Origin of the sequence: Pontibacter diazotrophicus (assembly GCF_003367245.1) — a bacterium.
Lineage (GTDB): Bacteria > Bacteroidota > Bacteroidia > Cytophagales > Hymenobacteraceae > Pontibacter > Pontibacter diazotrophicus.
Genome location: NZ_QRGR01000008.1, coordinates 206,101 through 222,456 on the forward strand (window position 1 = coordinate 206,101; position 16,356 = coordinate 222,456).

The window sequence follows — 16,356 nt, forward strand, 5'->3', positions numbered from 1 at the left end:
TCAGCACAAGTTAAACCGCTTTGTGCAGCCAGTAATAAGTTGCTATATATCCTTTTTGCAGTTTTATCCCGTAAAGGTGCAAAATTAGGTTTTGCTGCTGCCTGTAAGGTTCTGCAGCATCTGCAAGAAGCGCTTATATATTTTATGCTATTCGCAAAGTAAGTAAGTTTTATTCAGAAAAATGCAAATGAAACAAACTTTACTCGCTATACTTCTGCTACTTCCGCTCTTATCACAAGCGCAGCTCCAGGAAAGTTTCGCTGATGGTGACTTTACCCATAGCCCTCCCTGGACTGGTGACGAAAGTAGTTTTATAGTAAACCAGCAGGGGCAACTGCAAAGTAGCGGCCCGTCTGTAACCGGCACCGTGCTACAATTGGCTACACCCTCCCAAGCCGTTGCAGGTACTACCTGGGAATTCTGGGCGAATTTAAAGCTGGCTACCTCTGCCGGTAACTATGCCGATATTTTCCTCATCTCTGATTCCGAAGATCTGCAAAGCAACAGCATCAGCGGCTACTTTGTGCGCATCGGCGGCACACCGGATGAAGTTAGTCTTTTCCGGAAAGACGCAGGCAGAACAGCTGTCAACCTCATCAACGGCGAAGACCAGACCATTGGCAGCAGCACGAATAATGTGGTGCGGGTGCGCGTAACCAGAAGTGTTTCGTATGAATGGGAGTTGGCGATAGATATCTCCGGCTCCGGCCAGAACTATGTGAGCCAGGGCACGGCCACGGATGCCACTTATAAACGCTCCAACTGGTTTGGTTTGCTGCTACGCTACTCCTCTGCCAATAACCAGAAGTTCTTTTTCGATGACTTCGCCATTACCGATACGCAGCCACCTGTACTGGCGGAACTAGAAACAGTGAACACGCAGGAGCTAACGCTGCAGTTTAATGAGCCGCTACAGCCAGAGCCGGCACAGGAGGAAGCGAACTATACCCTGAACGGGAGCATAAAACCTGTCATAGCGGAGCTAACAGGAGCTGGTACAGTCCGGCTTGTCTTTAGCCAGAACTTTAGTGGTGGCACCAACCAATTGAGAGTAGCCGGTCTTTCAGACATATATGGCAACAGGTTCTCAGTTCCCGCGGAAGTAAGCTTCAGCTTTGTGCCACCTGCTGTGCTGCCGGGTTACAACGAACTGCTCATCACAGAGATTATGGCGGATGAATCGCCTGCCGTGGGGCTGCCGCCACAAGAGTATATCGAGCTACATAATCCTACAAATAAAGTGCTTAACCTGCAAGGTATTCGCTACTCCGATGCCACTTCTACAGCTACTTTCCCAAATGCGCAGTTGCTACCGGGGGAGTATGCGGTGGTGGTGCCGAATGCGCAGGTGGCGAACTTCGCGGCATACGGCAATGTCATCGGCATCAGTAACTTTCCGGGGCTGAACAACAGTGGAGAGTTGCTGCAGCTGCGCCAACCCAACGGCCGCCTCATTTATGCTGTTAACTACTCAGATGCCTGGTACAAAGTCAACAGCAAGCGTGAAGGTGGCTGGAGTCTCGAAATGGTTGATGTTGCCAATCCCTGCGGCAGTGTTGAAAACTGGACGGCCTCTGTAGATCCCCGTGGCGGTACGCCTGCGCAGGCAAATACTGTGGCTGCTTCAAATCCTGATAACACGCCGCCTGCGCTGACAACTGTTACAGCCGTTGCTCCTGACCAGTTACTGCTGCGCTTCAGTGAACGGCTCGACAGTGCACAGGCGGCGATGGCAGTCAACTACAGCCTCAGTTCAGGTATACCAATTGCCAATGTGCAGGTACAGGGGCCACTTTTTGTGGAAGTTATAGTTGAGCTAGCTGCCCCTCTACAGGAGAGCCAGCAGTATAATCTAACCGCCACCCAAATAAGTGACTGTTCCGGCAACCTCAGCCCCCAGCCCATTATCTATAACTTTGCCTTGCCATCTGCTCCGGAACCCGGTGATGTGGTCATCAACGAAATCCTGTTTAACCCGAGGTCAGGCGGCGTAGACTTTGTGGAACTGGTGAACCGAAGCAGCAAGTATATTGACCTGCAGCACTGGCAGCTTGCCAACACCAGTAGCGATAGTGTTGCTGGTAACCGTACTGTAACAGCCTCTAACTATGTGCTGGCACCGGGACAGTACGTGGTGCTCACTTCTAACCCCGGCAACATCAAGACGAATTATCCAGCTGCTCAGGACGAGGCTTTTCTACGGATGAGCGCGTTGCCCCCTTACCCTGATGAAGCAGGAACTGTTGTGGTGATACAACCGGATGGACAAACAGCCGATCGATTCTCTTATCATAATAACATGCATTTTGATTTGATAGACGACCTGAATGGTGTTTCGCTGGAGCGGATTCGGCTGGAGGGGCCAACCGCGGCGAGCAACTTCCACTCTGCGGCCAGCACTGCAGGTTACGCCACGCCCGGCTACCGCAATTCACAATCGCAGGAGAATGCAGCAGCGCAGCAGTTGTTTCAGGTGGAGCCCCCGGTTTTCTCTCCGGACGGGGATGGATATGAGGATTTTACAACCATCAATTTCACTACAAATCAAACTGGCTTTGTCGCTAACATCACTGTTTTCGACACACAGGGCCGTGAAATACGGAAGCTGGCCCGCAATGAACTGCTGGCTGCAAACGGCTTCTTTCGTTGGGATGGCTTGCGGGAAGACGGCACCAAAGCAGCCATCGGTTATTACCTGTTCTACATTGAGCTATTCGACCTGAACGGGCAAAAGCGGGAGTATAAAGAGAAGGTTGTGGTGGGAGGGAGGTTGTAAAAGTGAAGTGCTTGCTACATGCTTTCTCATTGATGTTTAAGCTGATTTATTGAGTCTATCATTGGCTGTGCGATTCTTAACAGGATAAACCATAAGTATAAAAAAGCAGCTGTTCCTAAGCAACAGCTGCTTTTTTATACTTATGGTTTATAATCTGCAGTTAATTCGTTACAGTAAAGTTGTTGTTGCTGATTACAGTCTGGCCATTTTGCTCCATTATTATCTTTACAGAGCCAGTAATGCCGGAGGGTATCTCTGCACGAATGGTGGTTTCAGTGACACTTAAAATGGTGGCTTCGGCAGTGCCAAACTTCATAGCTATATAAGGGGTGTCTGGTCTAAATCCTGTACCGGAAATAGTTACAACCGAGCCTGCCGTACCAGTGTTAGGTGAAAAGGAAGTGATGGTTGGGGCCAATACTGTGAATTCATCTTCTGATTCAGCTAACCAGTTTCCATACTTCACCTTTACACTCACTTTGCCTGCATTAATTCCCATTGGCACCTGAACACGGAGTGAATTAGACGTGCTAATGGCAGCTGTAGATGCATTACCAAACTCTACCGTATGAAGTCGATCAGGCAGGAAAGTTCCGTTAATAACAACCTCCTGCCCTATATGTCCAGAAGCGGGAGAAAAGCTGGTAATAGAAGGATGGAACACCCTGTATTTCTGTGGCGCTTCTACAGCATGCAGCTTTGATTTAACAACTACACTGTGATCACCCTCTGGAAAGCCAGACGGAACGTGAACAGTCAGCTCAGTAGCAGAAACAAGTTCAAGAGGAACTGGCATATTACCAACTTCTACACTGATGTTTTCATTATAATAAGTAGGTCTTATAATGAAATTGCTCCCGAATATTTTGAAATTGTCTCCAGGTAAACCAGAAGCAGGCGAGATAGAGGTAATAGTGTGTGGCGTTACAGTAAAATGTCCTGGTAACTGTGTTCTGGTACCGTTCATCTGCACATATATACTAACCACATCAGCAGGTAAGTTCTCAGGCACTTCCAGTTGGTAACCAGGTACGCTAAAATCTGCTTTTAGTACCCTCACCTCTACGCCACCCATATAAACTTTCAAACTTTCAGAAGAAGTGAAGCTACTGTTACTAAGAGGTAGGTTATCTCCGGTAATAGTGAGGATTGTTCCTATAGCACCCGACTTAGGGAAAAAATCCTTTAAAACCGGAATAGCCTCAAAACTATTGGTTGCCAGAAAACTCTGGCCTGATAACCGGAGAACTATGGGTATCTGTAAAGGACCACTGGTGATGCCTGAAGGTACTTCTACCACTATCTTTGTGGGAGCAACCTCTACTACCTTTGCAGTAATGTTAGCAAAACTTGCCTCCACTTGGTTTATGTCGCTCGTGTGAAACTTTCCGGTTATTGTTATTCTATCACCGGGTTTCCCTTTGTAAGGTGTAACCGACTGCACGTGATACGATGGAAGCGAAACAGTTAGCAGTTCCCCAAAGAAGGATTCGTTGTCATTTTTGATAAATGTCCTTACATAGAGTACACGTTTATAGTCAAAACTTGTAGGCTCGCCCAAGCCTGTTAATCCACTGGTAAACGGCCCGACCTTCGCGTCTTCTCCCAACGAGATTTTGTAGCCGCTTTTATCGTTCACATCTGGTGTAAAACCACAGACAAAACCGTAATCCCGAATCGGTATCCTGCCCAGGTTCACAATATTGCCCTTCAGTATAACCGTTGTTGGTGATAGCATGGTGATTTCAACTGTTTGAACCTCCGGGCTTAGTTTTTCTTCCTCTTTTTCGCAGCTCTGAAGCAGAAAGAGGGAGAACAGCATGAGCAGGAAAGGAAATTGAAAAGAACGACGTTTCATAGAGGCCCCCTTACAAGTGCTTTCGAGAGGGGACTTGTCTGGGGCATTAATTGGCAGTGCCAGCTTACGGGCTTTCATAAAAAGAAAGTAAGGTTGCTTTGTGCTGCGAAGATAGAAGATTAGTTCTTAATATTAGATTAGATAAATATATAAGTTTGAAGGCTTTTAGGCTTCTTCTACAGAATAAAGCAATCAGCACCAGCCCTGCAACAAATAGCTCTGGAGGATAAAAAAATAAAGGGGGTGAGGAGATGGCAGGCTGTATGAAGGACGAAGAGAGGCTTTAATTAGCTAAACTTAACTTCTTAGCCTTAAAAAAACAGCCCCGCCGGTATAACCAGTGAGGCTGTTTAAATTATTTTTCAAAATAACAAACTTAGAACAACTGTATCCAGGGCACCAGGTTTTGTAGCATCGGTACAAAGGAGCTGCCGTGGGTGCCGCCCTTTATCGGAATAAATTCCGTTTGTGTGGCTCCTCCGGCTTTAAAGCGGTCGTAGGTGGTTTGCGAGTTCTCGAAAGGCACAATGTTATCTGCTGTGCCATGGTATAGGCGGGTAGGGCTTTGCGGTACCCAATCCAGGAAACTATTTGCCTGCAGCGCCTGCTTCAGTGCTGTTTCTCTATCTGCCTCCTGCAGTCCTGCAAAAAACGCAGGCGCAAAAAGTTTCTTCGGATCAGTGGTCAGGCTGCGGTTGATGGTGCCACCGCTGTTTCTGCCGTTGAAAAGCGAAGGCAGCTTACCCGCATAAGGCTCCTGGAAGAACTCCGTCAGCGGGCGGTTCCAGTTATTGGTGTAGATGTAAGACTGCAGCACATACGCAAGGTAAGACGGGTAAGTGTAAGGCTCGCCTGAAGCTACACCGGCTAGCATAGCAGTTAAGTCATAGCCACCGGCACCTGCGGCAGAAGCTGTCACTTTCAGGCCATGTGCAGGGTTAGTTTCTATCTCTTTCTGCGCTGCCAGGGTTACGTATCCGCCTTCAGAATAACCCGCTAAGAACAGCTTGTCACTTAATTGAATGTCCTGCTCTTCAGCAAAAGCTTTTGTAGCTTTTATCATGTCCACCACAGCCATCGCCGAGTGCTTCTGGTCATAGTAAGGGTGGAAAACGTCTTTCGACTCGCCAAAACCGATATAGTCGGGAATGAGCGTAACATAGCCGGCAGCGGCAAAAAGCTCAAATCCGGAAAGCCCTGTAAAGTTAGTAGGAGCTTCATTTTGCGTGAAAATAGTGCCATGCTGTGCGCTCAGAATCGGTGCAGGGGTGGAGATGCCCTGTGGTATACAGATCAAACCAGACGCCTTTATATCTTGGCCTTGATAGGTGGTGCTGTAGATAACCTTGTAAACCGATACGCCATACTTGATCTGGTTTCCATACGTGGCGTAACCTTGCGAAGAGGCAACAGATTGCAGCATACTTTTAGGTACGATTGTCAGCAGCTCCGAAGAAAGGTAATATTCCTTCTCCTTTTCCGGCTCTGCCGTTACTCCTTCAGGAGATGCTAAAGCTTCCTTCTCACAGCCTGTATTAAAGAGGAGGGAGCTTAAAAATAACGTGTAGGCAAGAATTTTCTTTATCACGGGTTGTTTATTTAAGCTTCAGGAAAATAGATAAAAGCAGAAGATGTTTGAACATCTTCTGTAGGGGTATCAGTTCAAGAATTGTACCATCTGCTTTAACAGATATTTGCGCTTTTTTGTGCCGTTGCGTTGCACTAGGTGGGGTAGGAAACAGTATTCTTACTGCTGATAAAGGAGCTTCAAGACGGATTCTGTGGCTTCAAAAGTGGTTTTGCTACGCTTGCTGCCCTGTGCGTAATGGCATCAGCGAAAGCATCATTTTTATACTTGATTGACTGCGCCTATACAGGAATGTTTAGCCAATGTTGTAATGCAGTAGCCCTGGCGGGATGGGCTGTTAATTGAAATCAATGCTGCAATTTTTAGCTCCAGCGGAGCGACCTGTTGGGGCTGTGTTTACAGGTCGCTCCGCTGGAGCTCAGGAAATCCATTGCATATCAGGCTATCAACAGGTCATCCCGCCGGGACTTAAAGCGGAGCAAACGCGGTGTTCGTAACACCACTCCGTTATTCCCATTGCCTAATACTCGAACCATTTATTAATCCACCGAAATCTCACCCGCAGACCAATATAATGTTGTTTTGGCTTTGGCGTACTTTGCACGGAGAGCATAGAGCTTCAGTTGTGCTTCCATCAGTTTCACTTCGCGGGCGTTCACCAGGAACAAAGAGCTTTCCCCGTTTTGGAAGCGGATAGTCTCTCCGTTCCGCAGTGTCTCTGCATTCTCCACCATTCGCTCCTGCAGCCTGATCTGCTCTTCCAGCGCCTGCCACTCGTTAAAGGCAGCTAACACGTTGTTTTCCACCTCGCGGACAGCTTGCACCAACTGTAGGCTGTTTGCCTGCTGCTTGGCCTTTGTGAGCTGCAGCTTTCCCCGTTCCTCCCGAAGGAACAATGGCATGCTAAAGCTTACGCCCAGTTTGTAGTTAGCCCCCATATGCTGGCGCTCGAGCACATCAGAATTCAGGTAAAAGTCACTTTGCAGCACATTGTACTCGGCGTTTAATTTGGGCAGTAGCTTATTGGCGGCAAAACGCTGCTCTACCTCCAGCTGCTGCCCTTTCAGGGAGAGCTTGCGGAGGTCAGGGTGGTTTGCCTTCGCTATTACCAGCAGCTGCTGCACCGAGTCCTGGGGCAGCGAGGTCAGTTCGCTGCCGGTTAAGGCAGGTACTGTGCTTTCCTGCAGCTCCAGCGGTACCTGATCGGGGCCCCAGAGGTGCGTGGCCACCATCAGCCTGGTGTTGTTGTAGGCCAGCTGGGCCTGCTGCAGCATTACCTGACGGTCCTGCACGGCGGTCAGCGCCTCTACGGTATCAATGGCGGCAAGGTCTCCTTCCTGTACCCGTATCCGAACTCCTCTAAGCCTGAATTCTGCCAGCTCCAGCGACTCCTGGTACAGCTGTACCTCCCGGAAAAACAAAAGCCAGTCCCAGTAATCTTTGGTGGCTTGCAGCAGCAGCTTGTTGATGAGTTTTACACGGTCTGCTTCTGCTATACCCTGCATCAGGTCTGCCTGTCTGATAATAGCACGCCGTTCGTCAATGAACAGACCCTGGCCCAGTGGCACAGATATTCCGGCATAGCTCAGGCCTCTCTCTGGTGTGCTGGCTTCCGGGTTCAGGTACTGCCCTTGTGTTTGATCATAGCCGGCTATTAACTCCGGGCCAAACCAGGTGGGTACGCGCAGCGTGTTGCTCCAGAGGTTGTAGTACTCCTTGCCGTTGTACTCTTTGCGGTATACTTTACTGCTGATAACCGGATCCAGGGTGCCGCGCGCCATTCGCAACTCCTGCCGCGCCTGCTCCGTGAGCAGGGCAGCCTGTGAGGCAACTGGGTGGTGTTGCAGGATGAGGCGGTGGAAGTCCCGGAGCGTAAGGGCCCGAATGGAATCCTGTGCCTGCTGCGGGCGCTGCACCTGTGCCTGTGCTATAGGCATACCAGATACAAGCAGCAGAAGCGCCAGCAGCAGCATTATATATTTATTCTTCAATGTCATGCGTCAACTTATTACTCGTAGCTCGCCTGAGCTTTATTTGTGTTCTGTGTTGTTCCTTTCGTACCGTCGCCTGTATAATCAGCCGGGAAGTTGTTCAACTGGCGCCATATCTCGTACCAGATAGGCACGGTGTTCAGCATGGCCCAGCCTTGCACGCCGGAGCCGACACGCAACGCATCAGGCCAATCCTCCTGCGCCGGGTCCGGCACTACCAGCAGACGGTACTGGCCGTTTGTGCCTGTGTTGTCGATTACAGCCACCTCGCCGCCAAAAGTACCAAAGCTGGCACCTGGCCAACCGGAGAATACCAGGGCAGGCCAACCCTCAAACTGCAGGCGCATATCATCTCCCGGCTTTATGAGTGGGAGGTCCAGGGCATCTACATACAGCTCTGCTGCCAATTGCGGATTATTCGGCATAATGGTTGCCAGGGCCTCGCCCTCTTTTATCGTTTCGCCGAGACCCGCTTTCAGTGTTCTGACCAGGTAGCCGGTTTGGGGCGCCAGGATGTGGTAGTACTGGCTTCTGACCTGCGTGCTGGTGTACTCGCTCTGTAGCTTTGCCACGTCTGCCTGTGTGCTAAAAATGGAAGACCGGGTAGAACTCAGTTCTGCCTCTGCCTTCGCAATTTTATCGGCGTAATCCGCCTGCAGGGAGTTAAGCTCTGTGCCGGCGTTCTGCAGCTCCGCGCGGGAAGCATCGAACTTGTTTATCAGGGATAAAAGCTTTGCCTGCGCTTCCTGCAGCTTCAGGCGGCGCTGCTCCAGTTCTGTCAGCGACTTCAGACCTTGCTCATACAGGTTCTCCTGCCGCTCAAACTGTGATTCGGCAATAGCCAGTTCCGTGCGCTGCGCGACCACATCCATGCTGTCGCTCTGTAATTTCAGGCGGTTTTGCTCTACCTTGTTCCGGGCCTTCTGCAGGCTGAACACCAGGCCCTCTCGCAGCGCCTGTATCTGCTCCTGCATGGCCTCGGCTTTTGCTCCTGTTGCCACGGCAGAACCCTGTTTCGCTTCCACCTGCTGTCCCAGGTTAGCCAGCAGGTTCGGGTCCATGTACTTTTCTTTTATCTCTGATATGGTTGCAATGGTATCACCTTTGTTCACAAAGGTGCCTTCCATTAGGTACCATTTCTCAATACGGCCTGCTATAACAGACTCTATTGTCTGCGGTCTGTCCTGTGGTGTGAGCGCCGTTAGCGTGCCCTGCGAACTGATGTTCTGGGTCCAGGGTAAAAAGAGGCACAGCACAACCACCAGAAAGATACCTGCGATCCAGTAGGTGAGGATGCGGCCCTGGCGAGGCGTCTGCACCTGCTGCATGGCCTCCAGTTCCATGTAGTTCCTTTGGTCTTTATCTTTTACTGTCTTTGCCATAGCTTTTAAGCTGTTACTTCCGTTAGTTCTTTCAATAGTTCGTGCTGGCTTATCTGCTCATAATTGCCGGAGGCTACCAGTTTTCCGTCCTGCAACAGGAGTGTGCGGTCGCAGAGTTGCATTACATCCAGGTCGTTGGACACAATGATCATCGTCCAGTTAAACTGCTCACTGGTGAGTGTGCGCATTAATCTCATCTTCTCATTTTTGCTCATGCCCACCCAGAAGTCATCGATAATGAGCAGCTTAGGGCGGCGCACCAGGCTGCGCGCCATCACTATTTTGCGGGCAATGCTGCCCGGCAGGCGCTGACTGCCGCCTACGAGGTAGGACTGGAGTCCTTCTGGCAGTTGGTGCACGAAATCACTCAGGCCTACCAGTTCTATTGCCCAAAGCACATCCTGCAGCGGCAGGTCAGTTCCCAGTGTAATGTTCTCCAGCAGGGTGCCGTCGAATACCTGCTCCTTCGACATGTTATCGCCGATGAGGCTGCGCAGGTTGCCAATGTGCAGGTCGCGGAGTGACACACCGCTGTAGATGATGCTTCCGTCGTAAGAAGGATACAGGCCCAGCAGCAGGCTGATGAGCGTGCTCTTGCCTGAATTGTCGTAGCCCGCCAGGCAAACGCGCTCCGATGGCTTTATGTTAAAGTTGATGTCCTCCAGGATTGCTCTGTGAAGGTCTGGGTAGCGGTAGCGCAAGTGCTGCACCTGTATGCCAAGCCCGCCATTAAGCGGAAGGTCTTCCAGGTTTATGCCTTTCACCTCTTCGATTGGTAAGTCTGTTACATGCCCTATTTTGTCCAGGCTTGTCAGCACATCATACACCGTATCCAGCTTCACAATAATTTTCTCTACCGCTGTCATAATCAAGATGATAATGATCTCGGAGGCGACAAACTGCCCGATGTTGATCTCCCGCTGCACTACCAGAATACAGCCCAGCACCAGCAGGCCACCTGTAATAAAGGTCTTGAAGCCCACAAAACTAAGGTACTGCGTCATGAGTACTTTAAAATGCTCTTTTCGTACTTCCAGGTAGCTGCTCACATAGCCATCAGTGCGTTGCATTGGCAGGTCGGTGTGCCCCACCAGTTTAAACGTGCTCAGGGAGCGGGCCATTTCCTCCAGCCAGGCAACCAGTTTGTATTTGTACTTCGACTCCCTGATACTTGTCTCCACGCCCTTGTCTCCGGTTCTCCAGATAATGAAGACCAGAACGACAACCAGTATAACTCCTAAGAAAATAAAATAAGGGTGGTAAAGCGAGAGCAGAATCAGGCCGAATATGATCTGGATGACAGCATAAGAGAAGTCCAGCAATATTTTCGCCAGTCCCTTTTGCAGCGACACCACATCAAAAAAGCGGTTCATCAGCTCCGGTGGGTAGTATTTGTTCAGGGCCTCTGCCTGCAGGCGTGGTATGCGGTAAGCAAAGTCGAAGGCATTTCTGGCAAAAATGCGCTGCTGCAGGTACTCCACCAGCCATAGTTGCATCACCTGCAAACCGCCTACGATGAGCAGAGCCAGCACGATAAGCCCGATAAGTACTATTACCGAAACCGATATCTGCCCGCTGGACACAAAGCCAATAATGCTCTGTATACCCAGGGGCAGCGCCAAACTGATAAGTCCTGCCGCTACTGCATAAACATAGAGGTATATAATTTCCCGTTTCTCTATCGAAAGCAGGTTCAGGAAACGCTGCATGGGTGTTGCATGCTTTTGTTTGCTAGGGTTAGCCATGGTTACTTTACTTGCTTTTATATTGTATACTATCAATTGCTGAAAAGAGCAGGTGCTTCAGGAAATCTTTTGTTTCTTCTTCCGGATGCTGCGTGTCTTTTATCTCCGTTAACGATGGCAGGTGCTTGGCAAAATACAACTGCTGGTGTGCCGCCTCCATCGCCGTGCTGATGAGCGCATGCGGGTAAGGGTAAGCTGGATTTACGGCCAGCACCATCTCCGCCAGGCGGTGGCAGAGGCGCTTTATCTCCAGAAAATAGCCTTCCTTGTTTTCGGCATCCACCTCCTTGGTGTGGTATACTTTAGACGACTCCGCCACTACAATGCGGTACAGGATGCGCTCATCTATATAAGCCACACTCGGATCATCATCCTGTCCGGCCTTTGTCAGCACCTCCAGTGCCCTGCACAGGCGCTCGCGTGGGTCTGCTATATTGTGTGTTTGGAACGTTACTGTATAGTCTACCCAGGCCCAATACCACGACACGAGGTATACCAGCAGCTTATGCTTGTTCTCGAAGTAGCGGTAAATAGAGGCCTCTGTAGAACCAATCTCTGCTCCAAGTTTCTTAAAGGTAAAATGCTCAAAGCCCAGCGCATCAATTAGCCTGATGCTCTCCGAAATAATCCTTTTACCCAATTCAGTGCTCTCCGGCTCGCGCAGGTAACATTTGTGATCTAGGCTGATGTGTATGCTTGTGGCCATTTTTGCTGTTTATGCCTTTTGTGTTCTTCTGTTCCTGATAGTTTATCTTCAATTCCCCCGGCCATATATATGAGCCGGGTATGTTCTTGTGCTCTGTAACCTTTAAGGTGCTGCAAAGTTACAAAACTTTCATTTATAATAGTAATACTATCAAAAAAGTTTCTAAAACTATCATTTTTTATTTGATGCAGTGCAAATGCCAGGCGGTGGGCTTGGGCGGGAGTAGCGGGTTCAGGCATTGTATGCTGGTGGCAGTCAACAATGAACGATCAATGACATTATTCTCTACCTTTGTAACCTGCTTTTGCCGTATTTATAGGCAGTAGCCATTAAATCACATTCCTATGAAGTTCGAAGACTACCGCATCTCTGATGAAATAAAGAAAAGCTTAAGCAAACTTAATTTCACAAAGCCCACCGATATTCAGTACAAAGCTATTCCGCCCATCATGAAAGGGGAGGACGTGCTGGCCATTGCCCAGACCGGAACGGGAAAGACGGCGGCCTTCGCTATCCCGGTGCTCGACAGGTTGCAGTTCAGTAAGAACAGGAAGCGTGGCGACGGCATTAAGTGTATCGTAATGGTGCCTACACGGGAACTGGCTATTCAAATCACCGAGGTGTTTAACGAAATTGGCCGAGGCACCCGTGTGAATATTTTCAGCGTGTTCGGTGGTGTGGAGCAGGGCCCGCAGATTGCGAAACTGGAGGCAGGAATTGATGTACTGGTGGCCACACCAGGCCGCTTGTTCGACCTCGTAAGCCAGGGGTATATACAGTTGCACCGTGTGGAAATTCTTATTCTCGATGAGGCCGACCATATGCTGGACCTGGGTTTTATACACGACATCCGGCAGTTAATTACTAAACTGCCGCGCCAGCGCCAGACGCTGTTTTTCTCGGCTACTATCAATGAGAAAATAAAAGAGCTGGCTTATTCGCTGGTGAACAAGCCGGTGCGCATCCAGGTATCACCAAAAGACCCGGTAGCAAAGAACGTGGACCACTCGGTGATGTACGTGGACATGGACGACAAGCGCTTTTTTCTGGAGCGCGTGGTGAAGGAAAACCCGGATAAGAAAATACTGGTGTTTGTGCGCACCAAAGTGCGTGCCGAGCGGGTGATGAAAGCCATGGAGCGCGTGGAAATTGAGAGCATGACCATTCATGGTGATAAAGATCAGAAAGACCGCCTCGACGCCATGAAGAAGTTCCGCAAGGGCGACACCAAACTGCTTATTGCAACTGATGTGAGCGCACGCGGCATCGATATTCCGAATGTAGACTATGTGGTGAATTATGATCTGCCGGAGCAGCCGGAGAATTACGTGCACCGGGTGGGGCGCACTGGCCGTGGCACGGCCAAAGGCATTGCTGTCACGTTCTGCAGCCCCGAGGAGAAGCCGATTCTGGATGAGATTCAAAACTACCTGACGAAAGACATCAAGGTGCTGGAAGTAGATAAAGAGGACTACGAAGCCACCATCGACTTCAGCGCCGAAGCTAAATACGACTGGAAAGCGCTGTTAAAGGAGGCGGAGGAAACCGATGAAAAAGTGAAAGCCGCCAAAGCCAAAAAAGCGAAAGCCAAGGCAAAGAAAAAGAAGTAAGTTGTTTTATAACTCTATTTAAAAGGCCGGTACAGATTCCATATCTGCACCGGCCTTTTCTTTTAAAATGCTTGTTGAAGGGCCTGCTGATTCCCTTCTTATATAACTCGTTCCGAGACTCATCATTTCTACATTTCCTGCGACAGTTTACTCTCGTTTGCTGCACCACTTAATACAATAATTTACGTATAAAATAATATAAATCATTGAATTAACTTGTGTCTGAAAATTTCTGGCACCTAATGAAAGAAAGGAGTGTGTGTGATGAGAAGACCTAGAAGAAATAGTAGTCCGGGATGGATTTCCGATACCTGGAACTACAGCCAAAGAACAGTGGATGATAGCTTTGGCTTCACCAGAGGCTTTACTGATGCTATCAATCAGGAGATGCTGGATGAAGAGAGGATTGAAATGAAACATAAAAGGGAGGAGCAGCTATATCCAAGTTGCAGCCTTGCTGATAAACCTGATACTGTATAATGTTTTCCCTCAAGCCGAAGCTTGATTATCATTTGATGTTTTACCCGAAAAGTTGAAGAGAAGCAATCGTGTTTCTCCTGTAAACAGCGGCCACTTTCATAATAAATGAAGTGGCCGCTGTTGCTATAATACGGAAGTCATTATCCCTGTCTGCACAGGGTGTACTCCCAAGAAGCGCTATATATCTTAATTGCCCTCCATTTGTGAAGCCCCTGAAAATCTAATCTTTCTTTATAAAAAAGACGTTATTGTGCTTTAACCTGATGCTATGCCTGCTTATGACAGAATCATTTTCATTCCCACAAAACACAACTGCCGAACTGGTGCTGGACGCCAAAGCCAGGTTAGGCGAGGGGGCCATCTGGCACCCTACTGAAAAGAGGCTATACTGGGTGGACATAGAAGCAGCGGAACTGCATATCTATGATCCCGCTACCAACAAAGACATACAGTTTCCGGCAGGCGGGAAGGCAGGTACGGTTGTGCCTATCGAAGGAGGCGGCGTTCTATTGGCTGTTGAAAACAGCATCCATAGAATGGATACAAAAACAGGAGAACTTACCTTAGTTACAAAGCCATTGGATGATTCGCTTGTGCGCTTCAACGACGGGAAAGCGGATCCGTCCGGCAGATTCTGGGTTGGCACCATGGCTTACGATGTAAAGGAAGGAGCCGCAGCCTTGTACCGGATGGACAAAGACAAAAGCTTCCATCGGGTAGTGGATAATGTCACTATATCCAACGGCATTGTATGGTCAGCAGATAAAAGAACGATGTATTACATAGACACCCCAACCATGACGGTGCAGGCTTTTGACTATGATGACAAATCCGGGGAAATCAGCAAGGGCAGGACTGTAATTCACATTCCTGCGTCTGGCTCACCTGACGGTATGACTATAGACGCTGAAGACAAACTCTGGATTGCCCTCTGGGGAGGTAGCGCAGTCATACGCTGCGATCCTGCCACTGGCGAAGTGATGCAGCGCGTGGAAGTGCCTGCTCTGCACACAACCTCTGTCGCCTTTGGCGGAGAGAACCTTGACATCCTCTATATTACAACTGTAAGGGAATGGCTAACGCCGGAGCAATTAGAGAAATATCCCGGAAGCGGAGGATTGTTCGCTGTAAAACCTGGCGTACGGGGCGTGCCGGCGGCGTTTTACGAGGGGAAATCATAATAGTTGAAACTCAAGCCCCTTTTGTTTCTGTGACTTCTAATATATAAAAATACTTATATTGCCGGTTCTGGGGAAGATGCTGCCTGTCTGTAAGTTTCGAAAAGAAACGAAATAAGTGATTATATAACCTTTCTAATATTATTAACATGAAATTAGGATGCTATATATGAAGCCATTTATATTGGCGTCATGAAAATAAAATCAGCAGGAAAGGTAGTAGCAGGGGTGTTTTTCATTCTATGCTGTGGGTTTAGAGCACACGCTCAGTCTTCTCAACAGGCAGGAGTAGAATTTGATAATTCGAATGTGAAATTGTTTGGTCAGGGCAGCGGGTTAGGCGATGAGGATGCAGGAAAAAAGAACAGGCAGAAGCTCTTTAAGTTGCATCGTGCCTATGCGTATAAGGTGATGTTTCTTGATGGGGTTGAGAGAGAAGTCACAGGGCGGATTAAATATGAAAAGCAAAGCGCCAGCTATACACTAGCCTCCAAAGACGAAGAGATAAAAGCGTCAGACACGCAATACATTTACAGGGTTGATAAAGCCTCTGGAGACACCATAGCCGGAACCTCTTACAATAACCAGTGGCTTTTCCCGGTAATAAGCGGTAAAATTAATGGCTACAGCACCTACGCTGAGAATAGTGCAGGCTATGTTACCCACATCAGCCAGACGGTAAGCAGCTGCAGTCTCTTGAATCTGGTAATAAGCAGGCTCGTGCGCAAACAGTAGACATGCTGACGGGGATAATCACAGGGAATGAGGCGGCGGAGGAGCTTATGCGGGAGCATCAGCATAAGGCAAGAAGAAAAGCGCTTATCAGGAATATTGCTTTAGGCGGTGTTGGTTTTTCCGTGCTTGGTATTGCCGCGGCTCCGTTTGCTACTGCATTTGTAGTGGGGGTACCTGTTAGTGTTGGTGCTGGCCTGGCAACAGTGTCAGTGAATACGGTCGATTTACTTGAAGTGATTCAGGTTTATAACAATACAAACGCAATTGCCTTTTTCTAAATAATTAGCTTGGGCCTGGCATAAATATA

The 16,356-nt window shown here is 48.9% G+C and carries 13 protein-coding genes; 6 read left to right on the forward strand and 7 right to left on the reverse strand.

All coding sequences use genetic code 11. The features are described 5' to 3' along the window. Positions 1-187 precede the first annotated feature (187 nt). Entirely contained in the window at positions 188-2,776 is a 2,589-nt protein-coding gene (locus tag DXT99_RS09070; RefSeq protein ID WP_246000600.1) for a lamin tail domain-containing protein, read from the forward strand. A 160-nt stretch (positions 2,777-2,936) separates the two neighbouring features. On the opposite strand, the gene DXT99_RS09075 is transcribed toward DXT99_RS09070, so the two are convergent. The 7 genes from DXT99_RS09075 to DXT99_RS26830 all read right to left on the reverse strand — a co-directional run bounded on the left by DXT99_RS09075 (position 2,937) and on the right by DXT99_RS26830 (position 12,285). Next, entirely contained in the window at positions 2,937-4,634 is a 1,698-nt protein-coding gene (locus DXT99_RS09075; RefSeq protein WP_181885075.1) for an IPT/TIG domain-containing protein, read from the reverse strand. Positions 4,635-5,010: 376 nt separating this feature from the next. After that, positions 5,011-6,222, reverse strand: a complete 1,212-nt coding sequence (locus DXT99_RS09080; protein ID WP_246000602.1) for an alpha/beta hydrolase family protein — start codon at positions 6,220-6,222, stop codon at positions 5,011-5,013. A 539-nt stretch (positions 6,223-6,761) separates the two neighbouring features. Next, the gene (locus DXT99_RS09085) at positions 6,762-8,219 is read right to left on the reverse strand and encodes a TolC family protein (RefSeq protein WP_115565224.1); all 1,458 of its coding nucleotides are present in this window, start codon (positions 8,217-8,219) and stop codon (positions 6,762-6,764) included. An 11-nt stretch (positions 8,220-8,230) separates the two neighbouring features. Then, positions 8,231-9,595 carry an HlyD family secretion protein gene (locus tag DXT99_RS09090; RefSeq protein ID WP_115565225.1) on the reverse strand — a complete coding sequence of 455 codons (1,365 nt, stop codon included), beginning with the start codon at positions 9,593-9,595 and terminating at the stop codon, positions 8,231-8,233. Between the two features lie 5 nt (positions 9,596-9,600). After that, a complete protein-coding gene (locus DXT99_RS09095) occupies positions 9,601-11,340 on the reverse strand; it encodes a peptidase domain-containing ABC transporter (protein ID WP_246000603.1) in 1,740 nt (579 codons plus the stop codon). A 7-nt stretch (positions 11,341-11,347) separates the two neighbouring features. Continuing rightward, a complete protein-coding gene (locus tag DXT99_RS09100) occupies positions 11,348-12,046 on the reverse strand; it encodes a TetR/AcrR family transcriptional regulator (RefSeq protein ID WP_115565226.1) in 699 nt (232 codons plus the stop codon). Next, on the reverse strand, positions 12,019-12,285 hold the full coding sequence (locus tag DXT99_RS26830) for a hypothetical protein (protein WP_147294191.1): 267 nt from the start codon (positions 12,283-12,285) through the stop codon (positions 12,019-12,021). The genes DXT99_RS09100 and DXT99_RS26830 overlap by 28 nt, the downstream gene beginning before the upstream one ends. 105 nt (positions 12,286-12,390) lie before the next feature. On the opposite strand from DXT99_RS26830, the gene DXT99_RS09105 reads away from it, so the two are divergent. The 5 genes from DXT99_RS09105 (at position 12,391) to DXT99_RS09120 (ending at position 16,327) form a co-directional block, all read left to right on the forward strand. Beyond that, on the forward strand, positions 12,391-13,656 hold the full coding sequence (locus tag DXT99_RS09105) for a DEAD/DEAH box helicase (protein WP_115565227.1): 1,266 nt from the start codon (positions 12,391-12,393) through the stop codon (positions 13,654-13,656). A 264-nt stretch (positions 13,657-13,920) separates the two neighbouring features. Then, positions 13,921-14,136 carry a hypothetical protein gene (locus tag DXT99_RS26835; RefSeq protein ID WP_147294192.1) on the forward strand — a complete coding sequence of 72 codons (216 nt, stop codon included), beginning with the start codon at positions 13,921-13,923 and terminating at the stop codon, positions 14,134-14,136. Between the two features lie 278 nt (positions 14,137-14,414). After that, positions 14,415-15,317 carry an SMP-30/gluconolactonase/LRE family protein gene (locus DXT99_RS09110; protein WP_115565228.1) on the forward strand — a complete coding sequence of 301 codons (903 nt, stop codon included), beginning with the start codon at positions 14,415-14,417 and terminating at the stop codon, positions 15,315-15,317. Positions 15,318-15,506: 189 nt separating this feature from the next. Then, on the forward strand, positions 15,507-16,049 hold the full coding sequence (locus DXT99_RS09115) for a hypothetical protein (RefSeq protein WP_115565229.1): 543 nt from the start codon (positions 15,507-15,509) through the stop codon (positions 16,047-16,049). A 2-nt stretch (positions 16,050-16,051) separates the two neighbouring features. Beyond that, entirely contained in the window at positions 16,052-16,327 is a 276-nt protein-coding gene (locus DXT99_RS09120; RefSeq protein WP_115565230.1) for a hypothetical protein, read from the forward strand. Positions 16,328-16,356 lie beyond the last annotated feature (29 nt).